This window comes from Streptomyces sp. NBC_00273 (assembly GCF_036178145.1).
In the GTDB taxonomy this organism is placed as follows: domain Bacteria; phylum Actinomycetota; class Actinomycetes; order Streptomycetales; family Streptomycetaceae; genus Streptomyces.
In genome coordinates, this window is record NZ_CP108067.1 from 4,040,440 (window position 1) to 4,065,881 (window position 25,442).

General features: G+C 71.7%; 27 protein-coding genes. 6 read left to right on the forward strand and 21 right to left on the reverse strand.

The window, feature by feature from the left end; translation table 11 throughout:
- Nucleotides 1-96: 96 nt before the first annotated feature.
- On the reverse strand, nucleotides 97-264 hold the full coding sequence (locus tag OG386_RS17110) for a DUF3117 domain-containing protein (RefSeq protein ID WP_003966491.1): 168 nt from the start codon (nucleotides 262-264) through the stop codon (nucleotides 97-99).
- A gap of 333 nt (nucleotides 265-597) precedes the next feature.
- Between OG386_RS17110 and OG386_RS17115 the strand changes: the two genes are divergently transcribed.
- A complete protein-coding gene (locus OG386_RS17115) occupies nucleotides 598-1,401 on the forward strand; it encodes an enoyl-CoA hydratase/isomerase family protein (RefSeq protein WP_328788867.1) in 804 nt (267 codons plus the stop codon).
- Between the two features lie 35 nt (nucleotides 1,402-1,436).
- On the opposite strand, the gene OG386_RS17120 is transcribed toward OG386_RS17115, so the two are convergent.
- Together OG386_RS17120 and OG386_RS17125 are read right to left on the reverse strand one after the other, a co-directional pair.
- Nucleotides 1,437-2,015 carry a DNA-3-methyladenine glycosylase I gene (locus OG386_RS17120; protein ID WP_328788868.1) on the reverse strand — a complete coding sequence of 193 codons (579 nt, stop codon included), beginning with the start codon at nucleotides 2,013-2,015 and terminating at the stop codon, nucleotides 1,437-1,439.
- Nucleotides 2,012-2,377, reverse strand: coding sequence for a DivIVA domain-containing protein (locus OG386_RS17125; protein WP_328788869.1), 366 nt, complete (start codon nucleotides 2,375-2,377; stop codon nucleotides 2,012-2,014). The genes OG386_RS17120 and OG386_RS17125 overlap by 4 nt, the downstream gene beginning before the upstream one ends.
- A 76-nt stretch (nucleotides 2,378-2,453) precedes the next feature.
- Between OG386_RS17125 and folP the strand changes: the two genes are divergently transcribed.
- Nucleotides 2,454-3,314: a dihydropteroate synthase gene (folP, locus tag OG386_RS17130; protein WP_328788871.1), complete on the forward strand. Its 861-nt coding sequence runs from the start codon at nucleotides 2,454-2,456 to the stop codon at nucleotides 3,312-3,314.
- Nucleotides 3,315-3,542: 228 nt separating this feature from the next.
- On the opposite strand, the gene OG386_RS17135 is transcribed toward folP, so the two are convergent.
- Both OG386_RS17135 and dapE read right to left on the reverse strand, forming a co-directional pair.
- The gene (locus OG386_RS17135; protein WP_189732768.1) at nucleotides 3,543-4,310 is read right to left on the reverse strand and encodes a TIGR00730 family Rossman fold protein; all 768 of its coding nucleotides are present in this window, start codon (nucleotides 4,308-4,310) and stop codon (nucleotides 3,543-3,545) included.
- 64 nt (nucleotides 4,311-4,374) lie between these two features.
- A complete protein-coding gene (gene dapE / locus OG386_RS17140; RefSeq protein WP_328788872.1) occupies nucleotides 4,375-5,454 on the reverse strand; it encodes a succinyl-diaminopimelate desuccinylase in 1,080 nt (359 codons plus the stop codon).
- Nucleotides 5,455-5,541: 87 nt separating this feature from the next.
- Here dapE and OG386_RS17145 point away from each other — a divergent pair, with 87 nt between their 5' ends.
- Entirely contained in the window at nucleotides 5,542-6,528 is a 987-nt protein-coding gene (locus tag OG386_RS17145) for a hypothetical protein (protein WP_328788874.1), read from the forward strand.
- 253 nt (nucleotides 6,529-6,781) lie between these two features.
- A complete protein-coding gene (locus OG386_RS17150; protein ID WP_328788875.1) occupies nucleotides 6,782-7,150 on the forward strand; it encodes an ATP-binding protein in 369 nt (122 codons plus the stop codon).
- A 94-nt stretch (nucleotides 7,151-7,244) separates the two neighbouring features.
- On the opposite strand, the gene dapC is transcribed toward OG386_RS17150, so the two are convergent.
- Together dapC and fdxA are read right to left on the reverse strand one after the other, a co-directional pair.
- Entirely contained in the window at nucleotides 7,245-8,339 is a 1,095-nt protein-coding gene (gene dapC / locus OG386_RS17155) for a succinyldiaminopimelate transaminase (RefSeq protein WP_328788876.1), read from the reverse strand.
- A gap of 107 nt (nucleotides 8,340-8,446) precedes the next feature.
- Complete coding sequence (gene fdxA, locus OG386_RS17160; RefSeq protein WP_030011906.1) at nucleotides 8,447-8,776, reverse strand: ferredoxin; 330 nt, start codon at nucleotides 8,774-8,776, stop codon at nucleotides 8,447-8,449.
- A gap of 117 nt (nucleotides 8,777-8,893) precedes the next feature.
- Between fdxA and OG386_RS17165 the strand changes: the two genes are divergently transcribed.
- Both OG386_RS17165 and OG386_RS17170 read left to right on the forward strand, forming a co-directional pair.
- Nucleotides 8,894-9,880 (forward strand): GNAT family N-acetyltransferase, encoded by a 987-nt coding sequence (locus OG386_RS17165; RefSeq protein WP_328788877.1) that lies wholly within the window; start codon nucleotides 8,894-8,896, stop codon nucleotides 9,878-9,880.
- Nucleotides 9,877-10,671, forward strand: a complete 795-nt coding sequence (locus tag OG386_RS17170; RefSeq protein ID WP_328788878.1) for a transglutaminase-like domain-containing protein — start codon at nucleotides 9,877-9,879, stop codon at nucleotides 10,669-10,671. Before OG386_RS17165 ends, OG386_RS17170 begins: the two co-directional genes overlap by 4 nt.
- A 282-nt stretch (nucleotides 10,672-10,953) precedes the next feature.
- Here the strand turns inward: OG386_RS17170 and OG386_RS17175 are convergent, their stop codons facing one another.
- The 14 genes from OG386_RS17175 to OG386_RS17240 all read right to left on the reverse strand — a co-directional run bounded on the left by OG386_RS17175 (nucleotide 10,954) and on the right by OG386_RS17240 (nucleotide 25,339).
- Nucleotides 10,954-11,571, reverse strand: coding sequence for a response regulator transcription factor (locus OG386_RS17175; protein ID WP_328788879.1), 618 nt, complete (start codon nucleotides 11,569-11,571; stop codon nucleotides 10,954-10,956).
- On the reverse strand, nucleotides 11,568-12,746 hold the full coding sequence (locus OG386_RS17180) for a sensor histidine kinase (RefSeq protein WP_328788881.1): 1,179 nt from the start codon (nucleotides 12,744-12,746) through the stop codon (nucleotides 11,568-11,570). Before OG386_RS17180 ends, OG386_RS17175 begins: the two co-directional genes overlap by 4 nt.
- Nucleotides 12,743-13,483, reverse strand: a complete 741-nt coding sequence (locus OG386_RS17185) for an ABC transporter permease (protein WP_328788882.1) — start codon at nucleotides 13,481-13,483, stop codon at nucleotides 12,743-12,745. Before OG386_RS17185 ends, OG386_RS17180 begins: the two co-directional genes overlap by 4 nt.
- The gene (locus tag OG386_RS17190; protein WP_328788883.1) at nucleotides 13,480-14,424 is read right to left on the reverse strand and encodes an ABC transporter ATP-binding protein; all 945 of its coding nucleotides are present in this window, start codon (nucleotides 14,422-14,424) and stop codon (nucleotides 13,480-13,482) included. The genes OG386_RS17185 and OG386_RS17190 overlap by 4 nt, the downstream gene beginning before the upstream one ends.
- A gap of 142 nt (nucleotides 14,425-14,566) precedes the next feature.
- On the reverse strand, nucleotides 14,567-16,564 hold the full coding sequence (locus OG386_RS17195; RefSeq protein ID WP_443053174.1) for a peptidoglycan binding domain-containing protein: 1,998 nt from the start codon (nucleotides 16,562-16,564) through the stop codon (nucleotides 14,567-14,569).
- A gap of 204 nt (nucleotides 16,565-16,768) precedes the next feature.
- Complete coding sequence (locus tag OG386_RS17200) at nucleotides 16,769-17,152, reverse strand: DUF6113 family protein (protein WP_328788885.1); 384 nt, start codon at nucleotides 17,150-17,152, stop codon at nucleotides 16,769-16,771.
- Nucleotides 17,149-18,045 carry an N-acetyl-1-D-myo-inositol-2-amino-2-deoxy-alpha-D-glucopyranoside deacetylase gene (gene mshB, locus OG386_RS17205; protein WP_328788886.1) on the reverse strand — a complete coding sequence of 299 codons (897 nt, stop codon included), beginning with the start codon at nucleotides 18,043-18,045 and terminating at the stop codon, nucleotides 17,149-17,151. The genes OG386_RS17200 and mshB overlap by 4 nt, the downstream gene beginning before the upstream one ends.
- A 24-nt stretch (nucleotides 18,046-18,069) precedes the next feature.
- The gene (locus OG386_RS17210; RefSeq protein WP_030012369.1) at nucleotides 18,070-18,264 is read right to left on the reverse strand and encodes a hypothetical protein; all 195 of its coding nucleotides are present in this window, start codon (nucleotides 18,262-18,264) and stop codon (nucleotides 18,070-18,072) included.
- Between the two features lie 351 nt (nucleotides 18,265-18,615).
- Nucleotides 18,616-19,719 carry an ABC transporter ATP-binding protein gene (locus tag OG386_RS17215; protein WP_327383438.1) on the reverse strand — a complete coding sequence of 368 codons (1,104 nt, stop codon included), beginning with the start codon at nucleotides 19,717-19,719 and terminating at the stop codon, nucleotides 18,616-18,618.
- Nucleotides 19,712-20,695 carry an ABC transporter ATP-binding protein gene (locus tag OG386_RS17220; RefSeq protein ID WP_327383439.1) on the reverse strand — a complete coding sequence of 328 codons (984 nt, stop codon included), beginning with the start codon at nucleotides 20,693-20,695 and terminating at the stop codon, nucleotides 19,712-19,714. Before OG386_RS17220 ends, OG386_RS17215 begins: the two co-directional genes overlap by 8 nt.
- 12 nt (nucleotides 20,696-20,707) lie before the next feature.
- Nucleotides 20,708-21,730: an ABC transporter permease gene (locus tag OG386_RS17225; RefSeq protein WP_328788887.1), complete on the reverse strand. Its 1,023-nt coding sequence runs from the start codon at nucleotides 21,728-21,730 to the stop codon at nucleotides 20,708-20,710.
- Complete coding sequence (locus OG386_RS17230) at nucleotides 21,723-22,646, reverse strand: ABC transporter permease (RefSeq protein WP_328788888.1); 924 nt, start codon at nucleotides 22,644-22,646, stop codon at nucleotides 21,723-21,725. The genes OG386_RS17225 and OG386_RS17230 overlap by 8 nt, the downstream gene beginning before the upstream one ends.
- Nucleotides 22,647-22,676: 30 nt before the next feature.
- Complete coding sequence (locus tag OG386_RS17235; protein ID WP_328788889.1) at nucleotides 22,677-24,305, reverse strand: peptide ABC transporter substrate-binding protein; 1,629 nt, start codon at nucleotides 24,303-24,305, stop codon at nucleotides 22,677-22,679.
- A gap of 107 nt (nucleotides 24,306-24,412) precedes the next feature.
- On the reverse strand, nucleotides 24,413-25,339 hold the full coding sequence (locus OG386_RS17240) for a GNAT family N-acetyltransferase (RefSeq protein ID WP_328788890.1): 927 nt from the start codon (nucleotides 25,337-25,339) through the stop codon (nucleotides 24,413-24,415).
- Nucleotides 25,340-25,442: the final 103 nt, after the last annotated feature.

A 25,442-nucleotide genomic window follows, 5' to 3' on the forward strand; every position in this document is an offset into this window, starting at 1 on the left:
CGACACAACACTGCCCCGGCCGCGGGATCGCGGTCGGGGCAGTGCAGAGAATGCGGAAAAGCAGAAGGTGGAAGTGCTGTCGGTGTCCCCGTGGGGTCAGCCGACGACCTTCTTCAGGGCGTCACCCAGGGCGTCCGCCTCATCAGGGGTCAGCTCGACGACAAGCCGACCGCCGCCCTCGAGCGGTACGCGCATGACGATGCCCCGCCCCTCCTTGGTGACCTCGAGCGGGCCGTCGCCCGTCCGCGGCTTCATGGCCGCCATGCTCGTTCCCCTTCCTGAAACCAGCTCATCGTCAGCCGACGGCCCCGTTCAGGCGCCTAATACCCGGCATCGAACACATTGCTTCCCAGCCATTATCCCGCATGTCAGGACCCGATGACCAACATCGCAAGGGAACGCTTGGGCAACGCGCTCGACCAAAACCACTCATTTCGGGGATCCGCCTGCGATACTTCGCCGCCGCACCCGGGAAGCGGCATCCGCTTTCTTTGACGCACATCACATGTGCGCGCCACGTCCGGTCCGCCATGCTGACCTTTGTACCGGACAGTACCGACCGGTAGCCAAGCCCGCGACGAAGGGGGACCCCCTGCCATGGCCGACAGCGTGCTCTACGAAGTGACCGACGGACTCGCGACCATCACGATCAACCGTCCGGACGCGATGAACGCGATGAACACCGAGGCCAAGGTCGCCCTGCGCGACGCGGTCCGGGCGGCGGCCGCCGACGCCGCCGTACGGGCCGTGCTGCTCACCGCGGCCGGCGACCGGGCCTTCTGCGTGGGCCAGGACCTCAAGGAGCACATCGGGAACCTCGCCTCGGACCGCGAGACCGGCACCTCGCTGACCATGACCACGGTGGCCGACCACTACAACCCCATCGTGCGGGCGCTCACCGAGATGCCGAAGCCCGTGGTGGCCGGAGTGAACGGCGTCGCGGCCGGGGCCGGCTTCGGCTTCGCGCTGGCGGCGGACTTCCGGGTCGTCGCCGACACGGCCTCCTTCAACACCTCGTTCGCCGGGGTGGCGCTGACCGCCGACTCCGGGGTCTCCTGGACCCTCCCCCGCCTGATCGGCGCTTCCCGCGCCTCGGACCTGCTGCTGTTCCCGCGTTCGATCAAGGCCCAGGAGGCGTACGAGCTCGGCATCGTCAACCGCCTCGTGCCCGCGGACTCCCTGCACGCCGAAGCGGAGGCGGTGGCCCGCACGCTGGCCGCCGGCCCGACCGTCGCGTACGCCGCGCTGAAGGAGTCCCTGGCCTACGGGGCCTCCCGCACGCTCTCCGAGGCCCTGGCCCACGAGGACGCCCTCCAGACCCGTGCGGGGGCCTCCGAGGACCACTCCATCGCCGTCCAGGCCTTCCTCGCGAAGCAGCCGCCGAAGTACCTGGGCCGCTGAGGCCCCTCCCGCGATCCGGCCCGGCCCGGCCGGGCTCAGGCCGGGTCGCGGGAGACGCAGTCGACCAGGTGGTCGTTGACGAGGCCGCAGGCCTGCATCAGGGCGTAGGCCGTCGTGGGGCCGACGAAGCGGATGCCGGCCTTCTTCAGGGCCTTGGCCAGCGCCGTCGACTCCGGCGTGACCGCCGGGACCTCGGCGACCGTCAGCGGGGCCGGTCCGGGCTCCTCGGGGGCGTGGGACCAGATCAGGGTGTCCAGCTCGCCCGGCTCCCACCCGACGAGGACCTTCGCGTTGGCCAGGGTCGCCTCGATCTTGGCCCGGTTGCGGATGATCCCCTCGTCGGCCAGCAGCCGCTCCGCGTCGCGTTCGTCGAACTCCGCGACCTCCGCGATCGAGAAGTCCGCGAAGGCTTTGCGGAACCCCTCGCGCCGCCGCAGGATCGTGATCCAGGACAGTCCCGACTGGAACGCCTCCAGGCACAACCGCTCGTAGAGGGCGTCGTCGCCGTGCACCGCACGGCCCCACTCGGTGTCGTGGTAGTCGACGTAGTCCGGCGTGGACAGCCCCCACGGGCAGCGCAGCAGCCCGTCCGCACCCGCCACCGAACCGCTCACCGCTCGCCGCCCTTGCTGAGGTCGACGTGCCCGGGCGCGTCCGACGGGGTCGCGGCGGGCGTCGCCGCGGGCGCCGCCGCGGCGGTCAGCTGCGCGATCCGCGCGTCCCGCTCGGCCAGTTCGGCCGCGAGCCGCTCGAGTACGTCGTCCACCTCGGCCATGCGGTATCCGCGCGGGGCGACCGGCAGCCGCAGCGCGTCGATGTCGGCCCGTACGACGGGCCGGGTCTCCGGCAGCCCGTCCGCGACCCGGTCCGGCTCCGCTTCCGGCAGGACGGCCTCCGAACCGCCGCCGATCACCGCCAGGGTGACCGCTGCCACGACCACGACCAGCGCGATCATCAAGAAGAAGAACACGATCAACTCCCCTGAGAGACTCCGGCCACCAGGTTAAGGTCGCAGGCGAGGCGCGAGGGCCGCCGAAGGAGGAAAGAGCAGGATGCTGCGACTGGGCAGGCGCGAGTTCGACACCCACGAGCCGGTGATCATGGCCATCGTGAACCGGACGCCGGACTCCTTCTACGACCAGGGCGCGACGTTCCGCGACGAGCCCGCGCTGGACCGGGTCGAGCACGCGATCGCCGAGGGCGCCGCGATCATCGACATCGGCGGGGTCAAAGCCGGCCCGGGCGAGCACGTGGACGCGACCGAGGAGGCGCGGCGCACGGTCGGCTTCGTGGCCGAGGTCCGGCGCCGCCACCCGGACGTGGTGATCAGCGTGGACACCTGGCGGCACGAGGTCGGCGAGGCCGTGTGCGAGGCCGGGGCCGATGTCCTCAACGACGCCTGGGGCGGGGTGGACCACAAGCTCGCGGAGGTCGCCGCGCGCTACGGCGCGGGCCTGGTCTGCACCCACGCGGGCGGTGTGCAGCCGCGCACCCGGCCGCACCGGACCGCGTACGAGGACGTCATGGAGGACGTGCTGCGCGTGACGGTGGGGCTGGCGGAGCGGGCGGCGGCGCTGGGCGTCCGCCGGGACGCGATCATGATCGACCCGGGGCACGACTTCGGGAAGAACACCCGGCACTCGCTGGAGGCCACGCGCCGGCTGGACGAGATGACGGCGACGGGCTGGCCGGTCCTGGTCTCCCTGTCCAACAAGGACTTCGTCGGCGAGACCCTCGACAAGCCGGTCAAGGAACGCCTGCTGGGCACCTTGGCCACGACGGCCGTCTCGGCCTGGCTGGGCGCACAGGTCTACCGCGTCCACGAGGTCGCGGAGACCCGGCAGATCCTGGACATGGTCCGCTCCATCCAGGGCCACCGCCCCCCGGCCGTCGCCCGCCGCGGCCTCGCCTGAGGCACCGGCGGCCGGAGGCCGACGCAGCCGCCCGAAACCGGCGAGGCGCCCCAGCGCCGAACCGCGCGAGAGCGGCGTCCAAAAGGAACATGGTCCGCTCCATCCAGGGCCACCACCCCCGGCCGTCGCCCGCCGCGGCCTCGCCTGAGGCACCGGCGCCCGCCGCGGCCTCGCTCGACGTGCCCGTGCCGGGGCGGGCCCGGGCCCGTACGGCCCGGGCCCGGGGGGTTACTTGCCGACTTCCTTCGTCACCAGTGCGATCGCCTCGTCCACGTCGTCGGTGACGTGGAACAGGTAGAGGTCCTTCTCCGAGGCCTTGCCCTGGGCGATCACGGTCCCCCGCAGCCAGTCGATCAGACCGCTCCAGTACTCCGTGCCGAACAGCACGATCGGGAAGCGGGTGATCTTCTGGGTCTGGACCAGGGTCAGCGCCTCGAACAGCTCGTCCAGCGTGCCCAAACCGCCCGGCAGGACGACGAAGCCCTGGCTGTACTTCACGAACATCGTCTTGCGGACGAAGAAGTACCGGAAGTTCAGGCCGAGATCGACGTGCTGGTTGAGCCCCTGCTCGAAGGGGAGCTCGATGCCGAGGCCGACTGAGACGCCGTTCGCCTCGCGGGCGCCCTTGTTGGCCGCCTCCATGGCTCCCGGACCGCCGCCGGTGATCACCGCGAAGCCGGCCTCGACCAGCGCGCTGCCGATCCGCACGCCCGCGTCGTACTCGGGCGATCCCTCCGGCGTACGGGCCGATCCGAACACGCTGATCGCGGGCGGCAGCTCGGCGAGCGTGCCGAAGCCCTCGATGAACTCCGACTGAATGCGCAGGACCCGCCAGGGATCGGTGTGCACCCACTCGGAGGGCCCGGCCGAATCCAGCAGCCGCTGGTCCGTCGTACTGCCCGCCTGCACCTGGCTCCGCCTCCTCAGCACCGGCCCGAGCTGCTGCTCCTCGGGCCGACGACGAGCGGAACCCTCGGGACTGCCGTGGTTGCCCATGCTGTGCTCCCTCCTGCTGATCGTTGGATCAGGGTAGGCGCACAAAGGTGACGAGAAGCGGAATTCAGGAGGTCAGCCAGGCGCGGAGTCGTTCCTCGCAGTGCAGGATCGCCTTCGTCTCGACGCGTTCGTCGACCTTGTGCGCCAGCAGGGCGTCGCCCGGGCCGTAGTTGACCGCCGGGACCCCGAGGGCGCTGAAGCGGGAGACGTCCGTCCAGCCGAACTTGGGCATCGCACGGCCGCCGACCGCCTCCATGAAGGCCTCGGCGGCCGGGTGGGAGAGGCCGGGGAGGGCGCCGGGCGAGGAGTCGTCGACCACGAACTCGGCGATGTCGCAGTCCGCGAACACCTCCCGGACGTGGGCCAGCGCGTCGGCCTCGGTGCGGTCCGGGGCGTAGCGGAAGTTGACGGTCACCGTGCACGCGTCGGGGATGACGTTGTTGGCGACGCCGCCCTCGATGCGGACCGCGTTGAGGCCCTCGTGGTACTCCAGGCCGTCGATGACCGGCTTGCGGGGCTCGTAGGCCGCGAGGCGGGCGAGGATCGGGCTCGCCGAGTGGATGGCGTTGGAACCCATCCAGCTGCGGGCGGAGTGCGCGCGCTCGCCGGCGGTGCGGAGCAGGACGCGCAGGGTGCCCTGGCAGCCGCCCTCGACCTCGGCGTTCGAGGGTTCCAGCAGGACCGCGAAGTCGCCCGTCAGCCAGTCGGGGTGGGCGTCTGCGACCTTGCCGAGGCCGTTGAGGTCGGCGGCGACCTCCTCCTGGTCGTAGAAGACGAAGGTGAGGTCCCGGTTCGGCTCGGGCACGGTCGCGGCGATGCGCAGCTGCACGGCGACACCGGACTTCATGTCGGTGGTGCCGCAGCCCCACAGCACGTCGTTCTCGTCGAGGCGGGAGGGGACGTTGTCGGCGATCGGCACGGTGTCGAGGTGGCCGGCCAGTACGACGCGCTCGGCGCGGCCGAGGGCCGTGCGGGCGACGACGTTGTTGCCGAAGCGGTCCACGGTGAGGTGCGGCAGGCCGCGCAACGCGTGTTCCACGAGGTCGGCGAGTACCTTCTCGTCGCCGCTCACGGAAGGGATGTCGACGAGCCGGGCGGTCAGCTCGGCGGCGTCCAGGGTGAGGTCCAGCTCGGATTCGGACATGGAACTGACCCTAACGCCCCGGGATGCGGCGAAGCCCCGTACGTCCGGCCGGTGGACGCGTCATATGCCTCAAGTACGGTGGGCCGCGTGTCCGAGACCCGTGATCCCCGTCCTCGTCGCCGCCGACTGCTCCGGGCGGCCGTCGGCCTGCTCGTTCTCCTCGCGGTGATCGGGTACTTCGCCGTGCAGCACGATTCGAACGGTGGCGGCGGCGCCCCGTTCTGCGTGGCCAGCGCGGACCCGGTCGGGGGGGAAGAAACCTCTGAAACATACGAAATGTCGCCGGAGCAGGCGGCGAACGCGGCGACGATAGCCGCCGTCGGCGTCGCCAAGGGCCTGCCGGACCGGGCGGTGACCATCGCGCTGGCGACCGCCATGCAGGAGTCCGCGCTGCGCAATCTCGATCACGGCGACCGGGACTCGCTCGGCCTCTTCCAGCAGCGGCCGTCGATGGGCTGGGGAAGTCCGGCGCAGATCACGGACCCGGTCTACTCGGCCGGGATCTTCTACGACCACCTCGTCGACGTGCCGGGGTACTCGCGCCTGCCGCTGACGGTGGCCGCGCAGAAGGTGCAGCGCAGTGGGTTCCCGCAGGCGTACGCGAAGCACGAGCCCGACGCGACCGTGCTGACTGCGGCCTTCGCCGGCGGCGGCACCCTGAACTGCGGCGGGCCCGCGCCCGCCGGGCCGGGCGACCCCGAGAAGGTACGGGCCGACCTGATCCGGATCTTCGGCAAGGACGGGATGCACACCATGTCCGCGCAGGGCGGCCAGACCGGCCAGGCCGGCCGGAACACCGGGGGCGGGCAGGTCGCCCCGGAGGCCGAGGTCACCCTGACGGAGAAGAAGAACGGCGGCGAGGACGCGACGCGCCGCAGCCGGGCGATGGCCCACTGGGCGGTGGCCCACTCGAAGGCGATGGGCATCTCCCGGGTGTCGTACGGCCGGCACGGCTGGATCGCGGGCAAGGACCGCGGACGGTGGCAGGACAAGGGCGGCACGGGGACGAAGGACGGCGCCAAGGACCCCCACTACGCCGGTCCGGGCGAGGTACGGATCTTCATGGCCCGCTGATCGGCTCCGGTACGGGGCACGCGCCGGGGGCGCCCGGGCTCACGTGCGAGTGATCACTCCTGCGGGGGGATCCGTGTAGCGGGCCACTGATCCCGGATCAGGGCGGAAGCCCAGGTCGACGCACATCCAATGCGTTTTTCCCGGAAGCCGATTAAACGATGCGTTACCGATCCTTTACCCATCGGCACCGCAACTCCACCCGCCCCGGGAGCGGTTAGCACGGCGTACTCAGCCGCTACCGCTTAGGAGCAACATGTCTCTCCCCCTGACCCGTCGGATCGCCCGTGCCGCGCTGCTGCTCGCAGCCGGGACAGCGCCCGTGGTCGGTGCGGCCGGCGCGGCCAGTGCCGCCGGCCTGGAGTCCGTGCCCCAGCTGGGCGCGCTCACCGCCCCCGACGCCGCCACGACGACGGACGCGGCCGCGGACGCCGTCGGCACCGCCGGCAGCGCCACCAAGGCCCTGCCGGCCCCCGCCGCCGACGTGGCCGGTACCGCGCAGGGCCTGCTCGGCGGACTGCCCGCGACGCAGGAGCTGCCGGTGTCCTCCCTGCCGACGTCCTCGCTGCCGACCTCCGGCGTCCTGCCGGGGGGACTGCCCGGCGGCCTGCCGCTGGGCGGCTGACGCCGTAGGAACCGCCGAGGGGGCCGGGAGTGCGAACTCCCGGCCCCCTCGGGCGTCTGCGTCGCGGACCCCGGCGGGTCGCGGAACCCGGCGGTCAGCCGAGGCGCTTGACCGCCGCCTCGATCCGCTCGTCGGTGGCGGTGAAGGCGACGCGCACGAACCTCGCGCCCGCCTCGCCGTAGAAGTCGCCCGGCGCGACCAGGATGCCCAGGCCCGCGAGGTGGGCGACGGTGTCCCAGCAGGGCTCGTCGCGGGTCACCCACAGGTACAGGCTGGCCTCGCTGTGCTCGACCCGGAAGCCGTGCGCCTCCAGGGCCGTGCGCAGCGCCGTACGGCGGGCCGCGTAGCGTTCGCGCTGCTCCTCGACGTGCGCGTCGTCGCCGAGCGCGACGACCGTGGCCGCCTGCACCGGGGCGGGGGTCATCATGCCGCCGTGCTTGCGGATCTGCAGCAGTTCGCCGAGCACGTCCGCGTCACCGGCGACGAAGGCCGCCCGGTAGCCGGCCAGGTTGGAGCGCTTGGAGAGGGAGTGGACGGCCACGATGCCCTCGTACGAGCCGCCGCAGACGTCGTCGTGGAGGACGGAGACGGGCTCGGCCTCCCAGCCCAGCTCCAGGTAGCACTCGTCGCTGAAGAGCAGGATCCCGTGCTCGCGCGCCCAGGCCACGATCCGGACGAGGTCCTCCTTGGCGAGGACCTTGCCGGTGGGGTTGGACGGGGAGTTGAGCCACAGCAGCTTCACACCGGCCGGGTCGAGCTCGGTGGGGTCGTCGTAGACCACGGCCTCGGCGCCGCACAGCCGCGCGCCGACCTCGTAGGTGGGGTAGGCGAGCCGCGGGTAGGCGACCTTGTCCCCGGCGCCCAGGCCCAGCTGGGTCGGCAGCCAGGCCACCAGCTCCTTGGAACCGACGACCGGCAGCACGTTGCGGTGTTCGGCGGCGCTCGCGCCGAGGCGGCCGCGCACCCAGCCGGTGATCGCGTCGCGCAGGGCGGCGGTGCCCCACACGGTCGGGTAGCCCGGGGAGTCGGCGGCCTCGATCAGGGCGCGCTGGATCAGCTGCGGGACCGGGTCCACGGGCGTGCCGACCGACAGGTCGACGATGCCGTCCGCGTGGGCCGCCGCCGTGGCCTTGTAGGGCTCCAGCTTGTCCCAGGGGAAGGCGGGAAGACGGTCGGATACTGCGGCCACGGTGGTCTCTGCTCTCTCTGAGTGCTGGTGCGTGCGGGTCGGAAAACACATCGGTCCCGTGCGGCGGGAAGGCCGTACGGGACCGAGGGGCGCGTCTGCCGGATAGGTCAGTGCTCGCCGTTGATACCGGCGGGCAGCGCCGCGACGAAGGGGTGGTCGCGCTCGATCAGGCCCAGCTTGGAGGCACCACCGGGCGAACCGAGCTCGTCGAAGAACTCGACGTTCGCCTTGTAGTAGTCCTTCCACTCCTCCGGGGTGTCGTCCTCGTAGAAGATGGCCTCGACCGGGCAGACCGGCTCACACGCACCACAGTCGACGCACTCGTCCGGGTGGATGTACAAGGACCGCTGGCCCTCGTAGATGCAGTCGACGGGGCACTCTTCGATGCATGCCTTGTCCTTGACGTCGACACAAGGCTCCGCGATGACGTAGGTCACGCTCTCGTTCCTCCTCGGTAGGGCTTTCCATATCGCGCGGGAGCGCGGCGTCGTCGATGCCCGCACCTAGTATCTCCGTTCCCGGGCACGATCCGAACAGGAGGGGCGGACAGAGCTGTGGAAATCACTGCCGGTGGACTGCTGGAGGTCCGTATTACCCCGGCTGACGTGGGTAAACGAGTCTCTGTACGACGGGTGGAGGCCGTAGTGAGCGGATCACCCGAGTTCACGGACACGGTCGGGGTTCTCACATCCTGGGACCAGGGTGTGCTGCTGATCACAAAGAAGGACGGACAATCCGTCCGCATCTCGGAATCTTCGCTGGTGGCGGGCAAGATCGTGCCTCCGGCGCCGGCCCGGCGACGGGGTCCCGCGGCCTCCTTCGAGGAGCTCTCGCGGGTCGCCGCGCGGGCCTGGCAGCCGCTGGAGAGCGAGCAGCTGGGCGGGTGGACGCTGCGGGCGGCCGCCGGATTCACCCGGCGGGCCAATTCCGTGCTGCCGCTCGGCGACCCGGGGATACCGCTGGACGATGCACTCGCGCGAGTGACCTCCTGGTACGCGGAGCGGTCGCTTCCGGCCTATGTGCAGGTCGCGACGGGGGCCGCGGGCACCCAGGAGATGCTCGGCGCGGAGCTGGAGCGGCGCGGCTGGGTGAACGAGGTGTCGGCGGAGGTACGGATCGGGGCGCTGGCTCCGGTGGCCGACGTGGACGCGCCCGCGGCCGGGGACCTGCGCCTGACCCGGGTCCCGGACGAGGAGTGGCTCGGGCGCTACGGGAAGGTCAGCGACCCGGACCTGGCCCGGCGGATGCTGGTGGAAGGGCCGTCGGTGTGGTTCGCGACGCTGCCCGGGGGCCGGGCCATCGGGCGCTGCGTGGTGGACGGGCGGTGGGCCGGCTTCGCGGCGGTGACCGTGGATCCCGCGCACCGGCGGGAGGGCCTGGCGACGGCGGTCATGGCCGCGCTGGCCCGGCGGGCGCTGGAGGAGGGCGCGTCGGCGGCGTGGCTGCAGGTCGAGACGGACAATCCGGGGGCACGGGCGCTGTACGACGGGCTGGGCTTCGCGACGCACCACGCGTACCACCACTACCGGGCGGCCTCGTGAGCCCGGCGGCCTGGCGGGAGCAGTTCGCGGCCGAGGCCCGGGCGGAACGGCCGGACCTCGCGCTGCTGTGCCTGCTGCTGGCCACCGAGGGGGACCCGGAGCTGGACGAACGCGCCATGGACCGGGCGCAGATCGAGCTGGACCGGCTGGCCGGGATGCTGCCGTACGGGCTGCGCGGCGGGCGGGCGTGGGCGAACGCGGTGACGGAACTGCTGGGCGGGCGCCTCGGGTTCCACGGCACCCCGGCGGACTACGACCGGCTGTCGTCCTCGCTGCTGCACGAGGTGCTGAGGCGGCGGCGCGGGCTGCCGATCCTGCTGTCGGTGGTGTGGCTGGAGGTGGCCCGGCGGGCCGGGGCGCCCGTGTACGGGCTGGGGCTGCCGGGGCACTTCGTGGTGGGCTTCGGGGACCCGGAGGAGGGCGTGGTGGTGGACCCCTTCGCGGGCGGCGCGTCCCTGGGCACGGGGCCGGCGGAGCTGGCGTCGGGGCCGCGCGAGCCCGCCCGGACGCTGGACATCGTGCGGCGGATCCTGGCGAACGTCCGGGCCTGGGCTTCGGCCCGCCCGGAGCAGTCGGGGGTGGCCCTGTGGGCGGTGGAGCTGTCGCTGCTGCTGCCGTCGCATGCGGCGGCGCTGCGGTACGAGCGGGCGCGGCTGTTGGTGGAGCGGGGCTCCTTCCAGGAGGGGGCGGCCGAGCTCGACGCGTACGCGGGGGTGGTCTCCGCGGTGGACGCCGACGCGGCGGCCCGGATCCGCGCGGAGGCCGCGTCCGCCCGCGCCCTCCTGAACTAACCCCGGCTCCGCCCCTCGCCGGGCCATTCCAGCCTCGCCGGCGTTTGAGCAGGGGGCACCTCCCAGCGGTAGCTGGGGGAGGGTCCGGGCGGAGCCCGGTGCCCGGCGGTGCCGGGTTTCCTGGGGCTCCGCCCCAGACCCCGCTCCTCAAACGCCGGAGGGGCTGAAGATGCCGGCGCAGCCGGAACTGGCGGCGAGGCTGAGTATGCCGGCGCAGCCGGATCGGGAGGCGGGGCCCGGTGGGGCCGCGCAGCCGGAGTGCGGCCGGCGGGGTTGCGAGGGCTAGAGCCAGCCCTTTTCGCGGGCCGCGCGGACGGCTTCGGCGCGGTTGCGCGCCGCCAGTTTCTGGATCGCCGTCGAGAGGTAGTTGCGGACCGTGCCCTGGGACAGGTGGAGCCGCGCCGCGAGTTCCGCGTTGGTCGCGCCGCCCTCCGCCTCCCGCAGGACCTCCCGTTCGCGGTCCGTCAGCGGGTTCGCGCCCTCCGCGAGGGCGGCCGCGGCCAGGGTGGGATCGATGACGCGCTCCCCCTGGAGGACCTTGCGCACGGCGGCCGCCAGCTGCGCGGCCGGGGCGTCCTTGACCAGGAAGGCGGAGGCGCCCGCCTCCATCGCGCCGCGGAGGTAGCCGGGGCGGCCGAAGGTGGTGAGGATGACGATCCGCAGGGCCGGGAGTTCGGCGTGCAGGGCGGCGGCCGCCTCGATGCCCGTCATGCCCGGCATCTCGATGTCCAGCAGGGCCACGTTCACGTCGTGCGCGCGGGCCGCCGCCAGCACCTCGTCACCGCGGGCCACCTGGACCCGTACCTCGATGTCGGGTTCCAGGCCGAGCAGCGCGGCGAGGGCCTCGCGGACCATCGACTGGTCCTCCGCCAGGAGGATGCGGATGGGACGTGAGGTCATGGTCTCGATCCTAGGGGGACTCGGGCCGTGAGGGCGAAGCCCGTCCGGCCTGTGGGGCCCGCCGACAGGGTTCCGCCGAGGGCCTCCAGACGTTCCGTCAGGCCCGTCAGACCGTTGCCGGGGCTGCCCTGCCCGCCGCTCGTGCCGTCGTCCGTGACGGTCAGTACCAGCACCGGCCCGTCGAGGGTCTGGCTGGTCTGGAGCGTGACCCGGCAGCGCTTCGCGCCGCTGTGCCGCACCACGTTCGTCACCGCTTCGCGCAGGGACCAGGCCAGGGCCGATTCCGCCGCCTCCGGAAGGTCGTCGGCCGGGGGCGCCGGGAGGTCGGCCAGGACTCCCGCCGCGGCCAGGGCCGTGCGCGCGCCCGCGAGTTCGCCGGGGAGGGTGGGTCGCCGGTAGCCGCTCACCGCTTCGCGTACGTCGACCAGCGCCTGCCGGCTGACCTGCTCGATGTCGGCGACCTGCTGGGCGGCCGCCTCCGGCTGCCCGGGGAGCATCCGGCCCGCCAGCTCGCTCTTGAGCGTGATCAGCGACAGCGAGTGCCCCAGCAGGTCGTGCAGGTCCCGGGCCATCCGCAGCCGTTCCTCGTTGGCCGCGAGCTGGGCCACCGTGGCCCGGGCCTCGCGCAGCTCTATCGTGGTGCGGATCATCGCCCGGACCCCGACCATCGCGAAGCCGCCCATGAGGGCCGGGATCAGCAGGCCCGCCAGGTAGGCGGTGCCGTCCGGGACCGCGTTCGCCGTGACCGCCAGCAGGGCGGTGGTGCCGAGGACGGTCCAGCGGGAGTACTGGGCCGGCAGTGCGGCGCCGGAGGAGATGGTCACGTAGACGAAGAGCACGAGCCATTCGCGGCCCAGGGCCAGCGACAGGACCATGGCCTCGGCGGAGAGCACCGCCAGCGAGAACATCACCTGGCGGACCGGCAACGGGCGGGCGGTGCGGAAGACCAGCACCAGGTACCAGCCGACGAAGACCGCGAGGCCCAGGCCGGCGAGCACCCGGGCCGCGGGGCTGTGCCCGCCGTCGGCCAGGTCGGCGACGGGGGCGCTCAGGTAGAAGAGCCAGACGCTGATCCAGAGCGCCTTCACCATCTTCTGATGACGGTTCTCCGGCTGTTTGGCGATCTCGAGGAAGTCCCGGTCCTCGTCTTCCTTCGTCAGCGCCACGGATTTCATGCCTTCAGTGAGTCCTTGCGGTACAGCCAGGCGGCCGCACCGGTGAACAGTACGAAGTACGCCGCGAGGAGCGCCACGTCCCCGGCCCGGGGCGCGCCGCCGAGCTCGATGGCCTGGCCGAGGCCCGCGTAGGCGTGGGTGGGGAGCCACTCGCAGATGTTCTGGAGCCACTGCGGGAAGTTCGCGGTGGGCATCCACAGGCCGCCGAGGATCGACAGGGAGAAGTAGACGAGCATCGTGATGGGGCGGACGTTGTCCCCGCTCGCCAGGTAGCCGAGGGCGACGCCGAGCGCCGCGAAGACCAGGCTGCCGGCCCAGATGGAGCCGGTGAGGGCGAGCCACTGCCAGGCGTCGAACCGTACGCCCTTCACGGCGGCCGCCACCGCGAAGACGACCAGGATGGCGGGGAGCGAGAGCACGCCGGCGCCCGCGGTCTTGGCGAGGACGTAGCCGCGGCCGGGGAGGGCGGTGAGGCGCAGCTGGCGGACCCAGCCCTTCTCCCGTTCCTTGGCGATGCGTTCGCTGTTGCCCATCAGGACGGCGGTCAGGGCGCCGAAGGAGGCCATGGCGACCATGTAGAAGGCGGGCATGGTCAGTTCGGTGCCCATGACCTTGGTGGTGCCGTCGAGGGTTCCGCCGAGCATCAGGAACAGCGCGGCCGGGTACATGATCGTGAAGAAGAGGTACTTCTTGTTCCGCAGGGCGCGGACGATCTCCAGCTTGATCAGGGCGTTCACTGGGTGGCCTCCTCGGCCTCGGTGAGAGCGATGAAGGCCTGTTCCAGGCCGAGGCCCGCGACCTCCAGATTGCGGGGGTACAGACCGAGTCCGTACACGGCGTGGACGGTGGCGTCGGCGTCGCGGGACTGGATGCGCACGGTGTCGCCGTGGTGCTCGAAGGCCGTCAGGAAGGGCAGCGCGCGCAGCTGCTCGATGTCGGTGCCGACGGCGGCGGGCAGGTCGAAGGAGATCTTCCGGGCCCCGGCCCTGGCCTTGATCTCGGCGGCGGTGCCGTCCGCGAGGAGCCGGCCCTTGCTGAGCACCAGGACCCGGTCGGCGATCGCGTCGGCCTCTTCGAGGTAGTGGGTGGCGAAGAGGACGGTGCGGCCCTGGTCGGCCTGTTCCCGCATGGTGGCCCAGAAGGACTGGCGGGCGGTGACGTCCATGCCGGTGGTCGGCTCGTCGAGCACGATCAGGTCGTTGTGGCCGGCCGTGGCGAGTGCGAAGCGCACGCGCTGTTCCTGGCCGCCGGAGAGCTTGTCGACCCGGCGGTCGGCGATCTTGTTGATGCCGGCCCGGGAGAGCACCTGGTCGACCGGGTGCGGCCGCGGGTGCAGGGCGCAGCCGAGGGTGACGACCTCCCGTACGGTCACCTCCTCCATCAGGCCGCCGCTCTGCAGCATCGCGCCGACCCGGCCGGCGGCGACGGCCTCGCGCGGGGTGGTGCCGAAGATCCGGACGGAGCCGGAGTCGGCGGGGCGCAGGCCGAGGAGGAGGTCGAGGGTGGAGGACTTGCCGGCGCCGTTGGGGCCGAGGAGCGCGACGGTCTCGCCCGGGTGGAGCGTGAGGGAGAGGCCGTCGACCGCCCGGACCGTGCCGTAGCTCTTGGTCACGTTCTCGAAGCTGACCACGCTGTCGGTGGCGGGCTTCGCGGTGCGTGTCGCGGTGGTCGTCGTCATGGGTAGAGGTTCGCCCGTACGGGGTGCCGCGCGGCAGTGTCGGGCGTCGTGCGTGCCGGATGACAGATGTCATGCGGCGGACGTGACGGTGCCCCCGCCCGGGGTGCGGGCGGGGGCACCGTCACGATCCGAAGGAGACGGCCTAGCTCGGGTTGGTGTCGACGACCACGGTGCGTTCGGCCGTGGTCTTGCCGCGCAGGGCCTTGCCGAGGGCGCCGGCGATGTCCTGCGGGGTGACGGCCGTCTTCTCGCCGTTGCCGCGGGTGATCAGGATCCCGTCGAAGGTGTTCCCGTAGGTCGCCTTGAGCGCCTCCAGGTCGAACTTCTCGGTCAGGCGGCCGTCGACGGGCTGCATGCTGAGGATCTTGGGCAGGGACCTGGCGCCGAAGGCGATGGACTTGGCGCCCACCTTGACGGTGGCGTTCGCGGACATCGCGGGCTCGGCGAACTCCTTCATGGCCCGGTCCAGCTCGGCCTGGCCGACGGCCGGCGCCTTGGTGGTGGTCGGCAGTTCGGCCACGGCCGCCTTGCCGGTGGCGACCTGGTCCTTGAAGGCCTTGGCCACCAGCTGGACGGAAGCGTCCACGTCGAGTGTGGTGCCGGGGGTGCCGGGGACGGCGACGGCCTTGCCGGTGTCGAACTTGATCGTGCCTTCGGTGGCCGTGCCGGAGGTCCCCGCGAGCTCCTGCAGCGCGACCTGGAGCTTCTCCTCGTCGATCGGCATCACGGGGTCGGCGACCCGCTCGTTGCCGAGGAGCGAGCCGATGACCGTGATCGGGTTGTAGTCGCTGCCGGCCGCGTTGCGGACGGTGGTCTGGGCGTCCAGCGTCAGGCCGGCCTTCTCGGGCTTCAGCTCGACCGTCTTGCCGCCGACGCTGAGCTGGATCGGGGCGGCGGCGCGGGTGCCGAAGGCGGTCTGGAGCTTGGAGACGGCCTCGTCACGGCTGCCGCTGATGTCGACGTCGAGGACGGTGGTGCCCTTGGGGACGTCGGAGTGGTTCAGGAGCAGCCCGCCGCCGTAGGCCAGGCCGATGAGGGCGATGACACCGCCGCCGAGCAGGACCAGCTTGGAGCGGCCCTTCTTGGCGGGCTTGTCGGTGGTGGCCTTGGGCTGCGCGGCCGCGGGGCGGGGGGCGGCCGGCGCGGGGGTCGGTACCGGGGTCGGCAGCGGGCCGTCCAGGTCGGGGCCGGGCCACTGCGGAGCCTCGTCGAAGGCGGCCGCGCCGGCCGGGCCGCCGACGGGGCCGCTGCCGAAGCCGGGGCCGCCGGTGGGTCCGGCGGGGCCGCCGCCGTAGGCCGGGAACGCCTCGGTGACGGGGCCGGTGTCGCCCTGGTCGCCCCCGTACGCGGGGAAGCCCTGGGTCGTCCCGACGCCCGGGCCGCCGGGCATCGGGGCCGCGGGGGCGGGCGCGAAGCCCTGGCCGTAGTCCGTCACGGGCGGCGGCGGGGTGCGCGGCGGCGCGAAGGCGGCGTCCGGTCCGGGCACCGGCGGGGCCTGGGTGCGCTGCGGCGGGGGGAAGCCCCCGCCCGGCATGGCCGGCGGAGTGGGCGTCGGGGTCGGCGTCGGGGACGGCGTCCGGGTCGGCAACGGCCGCTGCGCGAGCGGCGGGGCGGCCGCGGCCGGCGGCATCTGGGCCGCGGCGGGGGCCGGGGCCGGGGCGGCCGACTTGCGGGGGGCGAACCAGTTGCTGGCCGGCTCCTCGGCTTCGGCCGCCGGGGCGGGCGCGGGCTCCGGGGCGCCGGCCGGCTCCGGGGCGGCCTCGATGCGGGTCGGCTGCGGACCGCGCCGCTGCGCGAGCGGCGGCGGGGAGGCCGGCCCGGGCGTCGCCTCCGGCCCGGTCTGCTCCCCGGCGCCGGCCGAGCCGGAGCCGTTGCCCATCGCCTTGCGCACGACCACCGGCGGGATCGGCCGCGAACCCGGGATGTTGATCCGGATCCGGGTCGTCAGGGTGGTCTCGGTCTTGGGCCCGTCAGAATCGGGCGTGGACGGCTTCGAGGTCACAGCGTTCTCCTCCGGAGCGGTCGCCGCAGCGTCCGTCGACGGGTACTGGCCGGTTCCGTACGGCGGTGTACCCGAGGGGTAAGCGGCTCCACCGTGCCCCTTGGGCCCGGAGGACGAACTGTCGGTTTCACGACTCAAGGCAGGTTCTCCCGGTTGGCTCCGCCGCCCGTCATACCGTGCGCGGGCAGCTCGGCGGCCCGTCCACCATACTGGCCGCCGCCCGCACGCAACTGACGGGCGGGAATCAGGGGTTCCAGACAGTGCCCGTCAAACCCCTCTGAAGTGCCCGGGAGCACCCGCGCGCGCCCCGCGGCGAACCTCCCTACGAGGTCCGACACCACGTCACTTGGCAGGCCGGGCGCCCGAAACCGGCCGATCCAGCGGACCGCGCATCGTGGCACACATCACAGCGAGAACGGTTCCACCCAAAAGGTAGACGTACACGCCGATTCCGGACGAACCGAGGAGGAAGTCGCCCTCGGGGCGCGGAACGCTGAGCATCACGTACGAGAGGAACCAGCCGACCGCGGCGCCGCCCACCCCGAAGCCGGTCCCGAGGGCGATCCGCCCCCCGACGAACAGCCCGAAGACGGCCAGCAGGGCGAGCAGCAGGCCGCCGGGGAACCAGAGGTCGACCACCAGCCAGCCGGCCGCGCCGGTCAGCGCGCCCGCGACCAGCATGCCGAGGCAGCCGGCGATCCGGCCGGCCGTGGCCGTGCCGCTCATGCCTCCACCCCCGCGAAGAGGTCGTGTTCGCGCTCGCCCGCCGGGGCGCCCGGCCGGCCTTCGACGAGTTCGTAGTACTCGCGGGTGAACAGCGGCTGCGCCAGGTCGTTGGAGAGGGCGAAGAAGTGCCCGTCCACGGCGATCTGGGTGGCGTGGGCCCGCATGGCGGCCGCCTTCGCCGCCACGAAGGTGTCCTTGGCGTCGATCTCGGTGGTGATCCGCTCGTCGGCGACGACCCCCGGCACGTCTCCGGGCGAGCCCACCGCGGGGAAGGGCATCTCACCCCCGGCCGCGTGCAGCCGGGCGAAGCCCTCCTCGACCACCGAGCGCGGGACGCGGTTCCAGTAGATCTTCCCGATCGCGTGGGGCGCGCCGAGGTCGCGCCGGTACGCGGCCTCCGCGGCCAGTTCGGCGGCGCGCATGGCGACCCGGTGGGCCTGGATGTGGTCGGGGTGCCCGTATCCGCCGTCCGGGTCGTAGGTGACGAGCACCTGCGGCCGCAGCTCCCGGACGACCTCCACGAGGTACGCGGCGGCCTCGTCCACGTCGGCGGCCCAGAAGGCCTGCGGGTAGTGGTTCTGCGGGGCGCCCATCATCCCGGAGTCCCGGAAGCGGCCGGGGCCGCCGAGGAACCGGTGGTCATGTACGCCCAGTTCCGCCATGGCCGCGGCGAGCTCGCCGACGCGGTGCGCGCCGAGGGTGTCGTCGCGGTCGGCCGCCAGGTGGGCGAGCCCGGGCGGGATGACCTCACCCTCCTCGCCCAGGGTGCAGGTCACCAACGCGACGTGGGCGCCCTCGGCCGCGTACTTGGCCATGGTGACGCCGTTGTTGATCGACTCGTCGTCGGGGTGCGCGTGCACGAGGAGCAGACGACGGGCGGGAAGACCGTTCATGGGGCCTAGCCTACGAGGCGGGGCCTAGAACTTGAGGCCACTGATCATGCTCGCCACGTTCGAAGTGAGCTGGCTGAGGGTCGGGGCGATGGTGGAACTCGCCAGGTAGAAGCCGAGCAGTACGCAGACCACCGCATGTCCCGCCTTCAGGCCCGCCCTTCGGACCAGCAGGAAGACGATGATCGCCAGCAGCACCACGGCGGAGATCGAGAGTGCCACGGCGTTTCACCTCCACGTCGAGCGGACATCGGTACGCGCATTCGTGCTCGGCAGGACTCATACCCACCGTGCGCTACGGATCATAACTATCCGTACCAGCGCATCGATCGAAATCCGGCAGCACGAGGGGCGCATGCCGCGCATGAGTGGGGTCACGGGGAGGCCGGCCGGCGAGGCAGTACGCCTCCCCGGCCGGCTGTCGGCACCCGCACGGCCGCACGACATCCAGGTTGCATGCCCCAGATCTCGGGTCAGAAACGGTCAAGTTGCCCCCACGTAAACGGAGTTGCCGGAGGGTCTGCCGTTTCCCCACCTGACGCACAGTGGTGGCCGGAAATGATCGGTCAGCGCCTACTCCTTCGTCAGCGGATCCGTCGGCGGCGGGGGTGACGGAGGAGGTGGCGGCGGTGACGGGGGCGAGGGGGGCGGCTGGTCCGACGGCGGGACCACCTGTTTCTCCGCCGCGAAGTGGCAGGCCGAGGGATGTGCCGCCGGGCCCGAGGGGAAGACCTGCGGGACCGCGAGCAGCGGGACCTCCGCCGTGCAGCGCGGCTCGGCCTTCCAGCAGCGGGTGCGGAAGGGGCAGCCCGAGGGCGGGTTGGCCGGGGACGGGACGTCGCCCGTGAGGATGATCCGCTCGCGGTGGGCGCGGGCCTGCGGATCCGGGACCGGGACGGCGGAGAGCAGCGCCTGGGTGTACGGGTGCGTCGGGTGGTCGTAGATCTGGCTGTCCGTGCCGATCTCGACGATCCGGCCCAGGTACATGACGCCGACCCGGTCGGAGATGTGCCGGACGATCGAGAGGTCGTGCGCGATGAAGACGTAGGAGAGGTCGAAGTCGCTCTGCAGTCGGTCCAGCAGGTTGATGACCTGGGCCTGGACGGAGACGTCCAGCGCGGAGACGGGCTCGTCGGCGACGATGATCTCCGGCTGCAGGGCGAGGCCGCGGGCGATGCCGATGCGCTGGCGCTGGCCGCCGGAGAACTGGTGCGGGTAGCGGTTGATGTACTCCGGGTTCAGACCGACGACGTCCAGGAGCTCCTGGACGCGCTGGCGCCGCGAGCCCTTGGGAGCCACCTCGGGGTGGATCTCGTAGGGCTCCCCGATGATGTCGCCGACCGTCATGCGCGGGTTCAGCGACGTGTACGGGTCCTGGAAGACCATCTGGATGTTGCGGCGCACGGCCTTCAGGGCGCGCCCCGACAGCTTGGTGATGTCCTCGCCCTTGTACGAGATCGCGCCCGCCGTCGGCCGTTCCAGATGGACCAGCATCTTGGCCACGGTGGACTTCCCGCAGCCGGACTCGCCCACGATGCCGAGCGTCTCGCCGGCGCGCAGGTCGAAGGAGACCCCGTCGACCGCTTTGACCGCGCCGACCTGCTTGCGGAAGAGGACGCCCCGGGTCAGCGGGTAGTGCTTGACCAGGTCCTTCACTTCCAGCAGGGGCTCAGCCATGGAGGCATTCCTTCCAGAAGTGGCAGGCGCTGGTGCGCTCCACCGGGGACTCGGTCACCCGGTACAGCGGCGGGACGTCGGTGCGGCACACCGCCTGCGCCATCGGGCAGCGCGGGTTGAAGGCGCAGCCGGGCGGGATGGCCACCAGGTTCGGCGGCAGGCCCTTGATGGCGTACAGCTCCTGGCCCTTCTGGTCCAGGCGCGGGATCGAGTCCAGCAGGCCGCGCGTGTACGGGTGCGCGGGCGCCTTGTAGATCTCGTGGACCGGAGCCGCCTCGACGATCCGGCCCGCGTACATGACCGCGATCTTGTCGGCCACGTCCGCGACGACCCCCAGGTCGTGGGTGATCAGGATGAGGCCCATGTTCAGCTCGCGCTGGAGCTCGGCCAACAGGTCCATCACCTGGGCCTGGACGGTGACGTCCAGGGCCGTCGTCGGCTCGTCCGCGATGATCAGCGAGGGCTCCAGGGCCAGCGCCATCGCGATCATGATGCGCTGGCGCATGCCGCCCGAGAACTGGTGCGGGTAGTCCCCCACCCGCTCCTTCGCCGCCGGGATCTTGACCCGGTCCATCAGCTCGACGGCCTTGCCCTTGGCGTCCTTGCGGGACATCCCGCGGTGCACCTCGTACATCTCGCCGAGCTGCGCGCCCACGCTCAGGACCGGGTTCAGGGAGGAGAGGGCGTCCTGGAAGATCATCGCCATCTCGGCGCCCCGGATCTTCCTCCGTTCCTCCTCCTTCATCGTCAGGAGGTCCTTGCCCTTGAAGAGGATCTCGCCGCCCGCGATCCGGCCCGGCGGCATGTCGAGGATGCCCATCACGGCCTGGGCGGTGACCGACTTGCCGGAGCCCGACTCACCGAGCACGGCGAGCGTCTCGCCCTCGGCCACCGAGTAGTTGACGCCGTTGACGGCCTTGGCGACTCCGTCGCGCGTCTTGAATTCCACGTGCAGGTCGCGGACTTCGAGCAGCATGTGCGGGGCTCCTCAGCGCAGCTTGGGGTCGAGGGCGTCGCGCACCGCGTCGCCGAGCATGATGAAGGCGAGCACGGTCAGGCTCAGCGCACCCGCCGGCCAGAGCAGCATGTGCGGGGCGTTGCGGATCTGCGAGGCCGCGTTGGAGATGTCGATGCCCCAGGAGACGGTGGGCGGGCGCAGGCCGACGCCGAGGAAGGACAGGGTGGCCTCCAGGGCGATGTAGGTGCCGAGCGCGATGGTGGCGACGACGATGACGGGGGCGATGGCGTTGGGCGCCACGTGCCGGAGCATCATCCGGCCGTTGCCGGCGCCGAGGGCCCGGGCGGCCTGGACGTAGTCGTTCTGTTTGGCGGTGATGACGGAGCCGCGGCCGATGCGGGCGATCTGCGGCCAGCCGAGGAGCACGATGAAGCCGACCACCGGCCAGACGGTGGTGCTGGTGACCACGGACAGGAAGACCAGGCCGCCGAGGACGACGGGGATGCCGAAGAAGATGTCGGCGACCCGGGAGAGCAGCGCGTCGCCCCAGCCGCCGAAGAACCCGGCGAGCCCGCCGAGCAGCGAGCCGAGCAGGGCGGCGCCGAGGGTGGCGCAGACCCCCACGGTGATGGAGGCGCGGGCCCCGTAGACGGTACGGGTGTACACGTCGCAGCCCTGGGTGTCGTAGCCGAAGGGGTGGCCCGGGGAGGAGCCCTGCTGCGACTTGGACAGGTCGCACTGCAGCGGGTCGCCGCTCGCGATGAGCTGCGGCCAGATCGAGATGATCACGAGGAAGAGGATCATCAGCGAGGAGATGACGAAGACGGGGTTGCGGCGCAGCTGGTGCCAGGCGTCGGACCACAGCGAGCGGGGCTTCTCACCGGGGCCGGTCCCGCCCGGCGGGCCGTCCTTCTCGATGCCCTCGACGCTCTCGGCCTCTTCCAGGGCCAGATCTATGGGTCCCCCCTGGCCGGTCGGGGAGACCGCCTCGTGCGGACGGGGACCGACGGGATCGTAGCCGCCGGGCCCTTCGGGACGCTCCGGGTCAGGCATAACGGATCCTCGGGTCCAGGACCGCGTAGAGCAGGTCGACGAGCAGGTTCGCCAGCAGGAAGACGATGACGAGGATGGTCACGAAGCCGACCACCGTCGGGGAGTTGTTGCGCAGGATCCCCTGGTAGAGCTGGTAGCCGACGCCGTGGATGTTGAAGATCCGCTCGGTGACGATGGCGCCGCCCATCAGGGCGCCGATGTCGGTGCCGATGAAGGTGACGACGGGGATGAGCGAGTTGCGCAGCAGGTGGCGGGTGACGACCCGGTGGCGCGGCAGGCCCTTGGCGACGGCGGTGCGCACGTAGTCGGCCTTGACGTTCTCGGCGATGGAGGTGCGCGAGAGCCGGGTGACGTAGGCGAGGGAGACCAGTGCGAGCACGATGCCGGGCAGGATCAGCTCGTTGAGGGGGGCGTCCGGGGAGACGGTGGGCCGCACCCAGCCCCATTTGACGCCGAAGAGGTACTGGAGCAGATAGCCCGTCACGAACGTCGGTACGGAGATGACGACGAGGGTGAGCACCAGCACGGTGGTGTCGACGGACTTGCCGCGGCGCAGACCGCTGATCACGCCGAGGGTGATGCCGATGACGATCTCGAAGAAGATCGCGACCATGGTCAGCCGCAGGGTGACGGGGAAGGCCGAGGCCATCAGCTCCGTGACCGGTTGGCCGTTGAAGGCCGTGCCGAAGTCGCCCTGGAAGATCTGGCCCATGTAGTGGACGTACTGCTCCCACAGCGGGCGGTCGAGGTAGAGGTCCTTGCGGATGCGCGCGGCGGTGGCGGGGTCGGGCGCCTTGTCGCCGAAGAGGGCCGCGACCGGGTCACCGAGCGCGTACACCATGAAGAAGATCAGGAACGTGCTGCCGATGAACACCGGGATCATCTGGAGCAGCCGCCGGATCACGTAACGTCCCATGGACTGCTCCAGGATCGATCCGAAACGGGGTCAGCTGACCTTGATCTGGTCGTACACGGGGACGCTGAACTGGTTGAGCGCCACGTCCGAGAGCCGCTCGGCGTAGCCCGCGCTGCCGTTCTGGTACCAGAGGGGGATGGCCGGCATCTGCGCGGCGAGGATCTTCTCGGAGTCCTGGAACTTCGCGACGGCCTTGGCCTGGTCGCTCTCCTGGTTGGCCTCGTCGACGAGCTTGTCGAAGTCCGCGTTGCTGAACTTCCCGTAGTTGGAGGAGGCCCCGGTGTAGTAGAGGGGCTGGAGGAAGTTCTGGATCAGGGGGTAGTCGGCCTGCCAGCCCGAGCGGAAGGGGCCGGTCAGTTTGAAGCTGCTCTGCTGGTTGCGGAAGTCGGCGAAGGTGCCGATCGGGTTGACCGTGCAGACGGGGCCCTCGCCCAGCGCGTTGTTGATGCTGTTGCAGACGGCGTCCATCCAGTCGCGGTGCGAGCCGGTGTCCACGTTGGAGGTCAGCGTGACCTTGCCGCCGGGGAGCCCGCCGGCGTCCGTGATGAGCTTCTTGGCCGCGACCGGGTCGTAGACGCAGGCGTCGCCGCAGACGGTGGAGGAGAAGCCGCCCTTCTCGCCGAGGGCCGGGGAGGTCCAGTCCTTGGCCGGGGTGCGGGTCTCCCGGAAGATCTGCTTGGTGATCTCGTCGCGGTTGATGGCCCGGGAGATGCCGATCCGGACGTTCTCCATGCCCTCCTTGCTCCACTGCGGGTCGTACAGCGGGAAGGTGAGCGTCTGGATGATGAGGGCCGGCTGGTTGATGTACCGGTCCCCCAGGTCGTTCTTGACGTTCTTCAGCTGCTGCGCCGGGATGTCGTCGACGAGGTCGAGGTTGCCGGAGATCAGGTCGGTGTAGGCGGTGTTGTTGTCGGTGTAGACCTTCAGGTCCACGCCGCCGTTCTGCGCCTTGTCCGGACCGGGGTAGGTGTCCCACTTGCGCAGCTTCATGCCGGTGCCCTTGGTGTACGAGTCCACCGTGTACGGGCCGTTGCCGATCGGCTTGTCCAGCCAGCCGGCGTGGTCGGTGAAGAAGGCCTTGGGCAGCGGGGAGAAGGCCTGGTAACCGAGGGTCTCGGGCCAGGTGGAGAACTTGTTCTTCAGGGCGACCGTGAAGGTCTTGTCGTCCTTGACGACCAGTCCGGACATCGTCTTGGCCTTGGGCTCACCGGAGGCGGGGTGGACGTCCGCGTAACCGACGATGTCGGAGAAGAACGGCGAGTTGTTCTGCTTGTTGCTCACGTTCGCGCCGTAGTTCCAGGCGTCGACGAAGGACTGCGCGGTGACCGGCTCGTCGTTGCTGAACTTCCAGCCGTCCTTCAGCGTGATGGTGAAGTTCTGACTGTCCGTCGTCTCGATCTTCTCGGCGACCATGTCGAGGGCCTCGCCCGTCTTCGGGTCGTAGCGCTTGAGGCCCCGGAAGAGCATGTCGAGCACCTTGCCGCCCTGCACCTCGTTGGTGTTGGCGGGCTCCAGCGGGTTCTGCGGGTCCCCCCAGGAGGAGCTGACGATTCCCGCCTCGCCGCCTCCGCCGCTGTCGCTACCGCCGCCGCAGGCCGTCGCCACGAGGGCGACGGCCACCGCACCAGCGGCCCACTTGGCGTGGGTGGCTCCGCGCATGGAGTGCCTCCTAGGGATCCCAAGACTCGCTTAGGGGCCTATGTCACCCTATGTGGAGCCCTGCACACTCCTGGTTGGACCGATTGCACCCGCGCGTCACGCCCCTGTCACCCCTGGGGGTGCAAGGGGAGCTCCCACGAGTCGACCGCGTAGTGCAGGCCCATGCCGTGCGCCTCGTACAGCGCGAGCGCGCCGGTCTCGTTGTGGGTGTCCACGCCGAGGCCCACGGAGTCCCGGCCGCGCTCCGCGTAGACGGCGAAGCAGTGGCGGAGCAGGAAACCGCCGATGCCCCGGCCGCGCACCTCCTCGGCCACGCCGATGTGGCTGACCCAGGCCATGCTCGTACGGTCGTCCCGGGTGAGCAGCACGGCCGCGTCGCCGTGGCCGGGCAGGCTCGCGATCCACACCAGCGACCAGTCGAGCTTGCGGCCATCTATGTGGTCCAGCCAGGTCTCGTACGGGCGGTCCACGTGGCCGAAGTGCGCGGCGAAGGTCCGCTCGATCAGGGCGTGGGCCCGCTGGCGGTCGGCCTCGTCGTCGCCGCAGTGCCGCAGGGCGAGTCCGGCCGGCGGGGTCGGCGCCGGGTCGGCGGCCGGGGACAGGGAGCGGGTCATGACCTGGTAGCGGCGGATGGTGCGGTAGCCGCGCCCGGTGAGCAGGGAGAGGTCGAGGGTGGGCTTCACGTTGAGCTGGAGCCTCAGGACGCCCTGACCGCCGGTCAGCTCCCGGGCCCGGGCCTCCATGCGCTCGAGCAGCAGGTCGGCCGCCTCGTGGTGGCCGGGCAGCACGTAGTGGTCACCGTCGACGCGGCCCGGGCCGGAGTCCGCCCAGACGAGGGCGTAGGCGACGAGCCTGCCGTCCTGGAAGGCGAGCCAGGAATCGGTGGACAGGTCCACGTCCGGGGCGTTGAGGTCGGACTCGACGCTGCCCAGATCGGTCTCCGGGCGACCGATCTCGATCAGGTCGACGGCATTGAGGAGGGCGCAGACGTCGGACGCGTCCCCGGGCCCGGCGGGCCGTACGGTGAGGATCATGCCGTCACTCTCCGTCCCCGGTTCCCGGGGACGCAACCGGATTCCCGAGCGCCCCGGACCGGCAACGAAAACGGCTGGTCCCCGGCGCCGTGGGGCACCGGGG

Excerpts from the sequence above, each read along its gene's own strand:
- mshB (WP_328788886.1), bottom strand. The coding sequence starts at position 18,045 with ATGAACGGTCTTCCCGCCCGTCGTCTGCTCCTCGTGCACGCGCACCCC.
- OG386_RS17175 (WP_328788879.1), bottom strand. The coding sequence starts at position 11,571 with ATGACCTCACGTCCCATCCGCATCCTCCTGGCGGAGGACCAGTCGATG.
- OG386_RS17215 (WP_327383438.1), bottom strand. The coding sequence starts at position 19,719 with ATGGCTGAGCCCCTGCTGGAAGTGAAGGACCTGGTCAAGCACTACCCG.
- OG386_RS17220 (WP_327383439.1), bottom strand. The coding sequence starts at position 20,695 with ATGCTGCTCGAAGTCCGCGACCTGCACGTGGAATTCAAGACGCGCGAC.
- OG386_RS17135 (WP_189732768.1), bottom strand. The coding sequence starts at position 4,310 with ATGGGCAACCACGGCAGTCCCGAGGGTTCCGCTCGTCGTCGGCCCGAG.
- OG386_RS17110 (WP_003966491.1), bottom strand. The coding sequence starts at position 264 with ATGGCGGCCATGAAGCCGCGGACGGGCGACGGCCCGCTCGAGGTCACC.
- OG386_RS17230 (WP_328788888.1), bottom strand. The coding sequence starts at position 22,646 with ATGGGACGTTACGTGATCCGGCGGCTGCTCCAGATGATCCCGGTGTTC.
- OG386_RS17225 (WP_328788887.1), bottom strand. The coding sequence starts at position 21,730 with ATGCCTGACCCGGAGCGTCCCGAAGGGCCCGGCGGCTACGATCCCGTC.
- OG386_RS17150 (WP_328788875.1), top strand. The coding sequence starts at position 6,782 with ATGTCTCTCCCCCTGACCCGTCGGATCGCCCGTGCCGCGCTGCTGCTC.
- OG386_RS17240 (WP_328788890.1), bottom strand. The coding sequence starts at position 25,339 with ATGATCCTCACCGTACGGCCCGCCGGGCCCGGGGACGCGTCCGACGTC.
- OG386_RS17200 (WP_328788885.1), bottom strand. The coding sequence starts at position 17,152 with ATGAGCGGCACGGCCACGGCCGGCCGGATCGCCGGCTGCCTCGGCATG.
- OG386_RS17190 (WP_328788883.1), bottom strand. The coding sequence starts at position 14,424 with ATGACGACGACCACCGCGACACGCACCGCGAAGCCCGCCACCGACAGC.
- OG386_RS17180 (WP_328788881.1), bottom strand. The coding sequence starts at position 12,746 with ATGAAATCCGTGGCGCTGACGAAGGAAGACGAGGACCGGGACTTCCTC.
- OG386_RS17235 (WP_328788889.1), bottom strand. The coding sequence starts at position 24,305 with ATGCGCGGAGCCACCCACGCCAAGTGGGCCGCTGGTGCGGTGGCCGTC.
- OG386_RS17115 (WP_328788867.1), top strand. The coding sequence starts at position 598 with ATGGCCGACAGCGTGCTCTACGAAGTGACCGACGGACTCGCGACCATC.
- dapE (WP_328788872.1), bottom strand. The coding sequence starts at position 5,454 with ATGTCCGAATCCGAGCTGGACCTCACCCTGGACGCCGCCGAGCTGACC.
- folP (WP_328788871.1), top strand. The coding sequence starts at position 2,454 with ATGCTGCGACTGGGCAGGCGCGAGTTCGACACCCACGAGCCGGTGATC.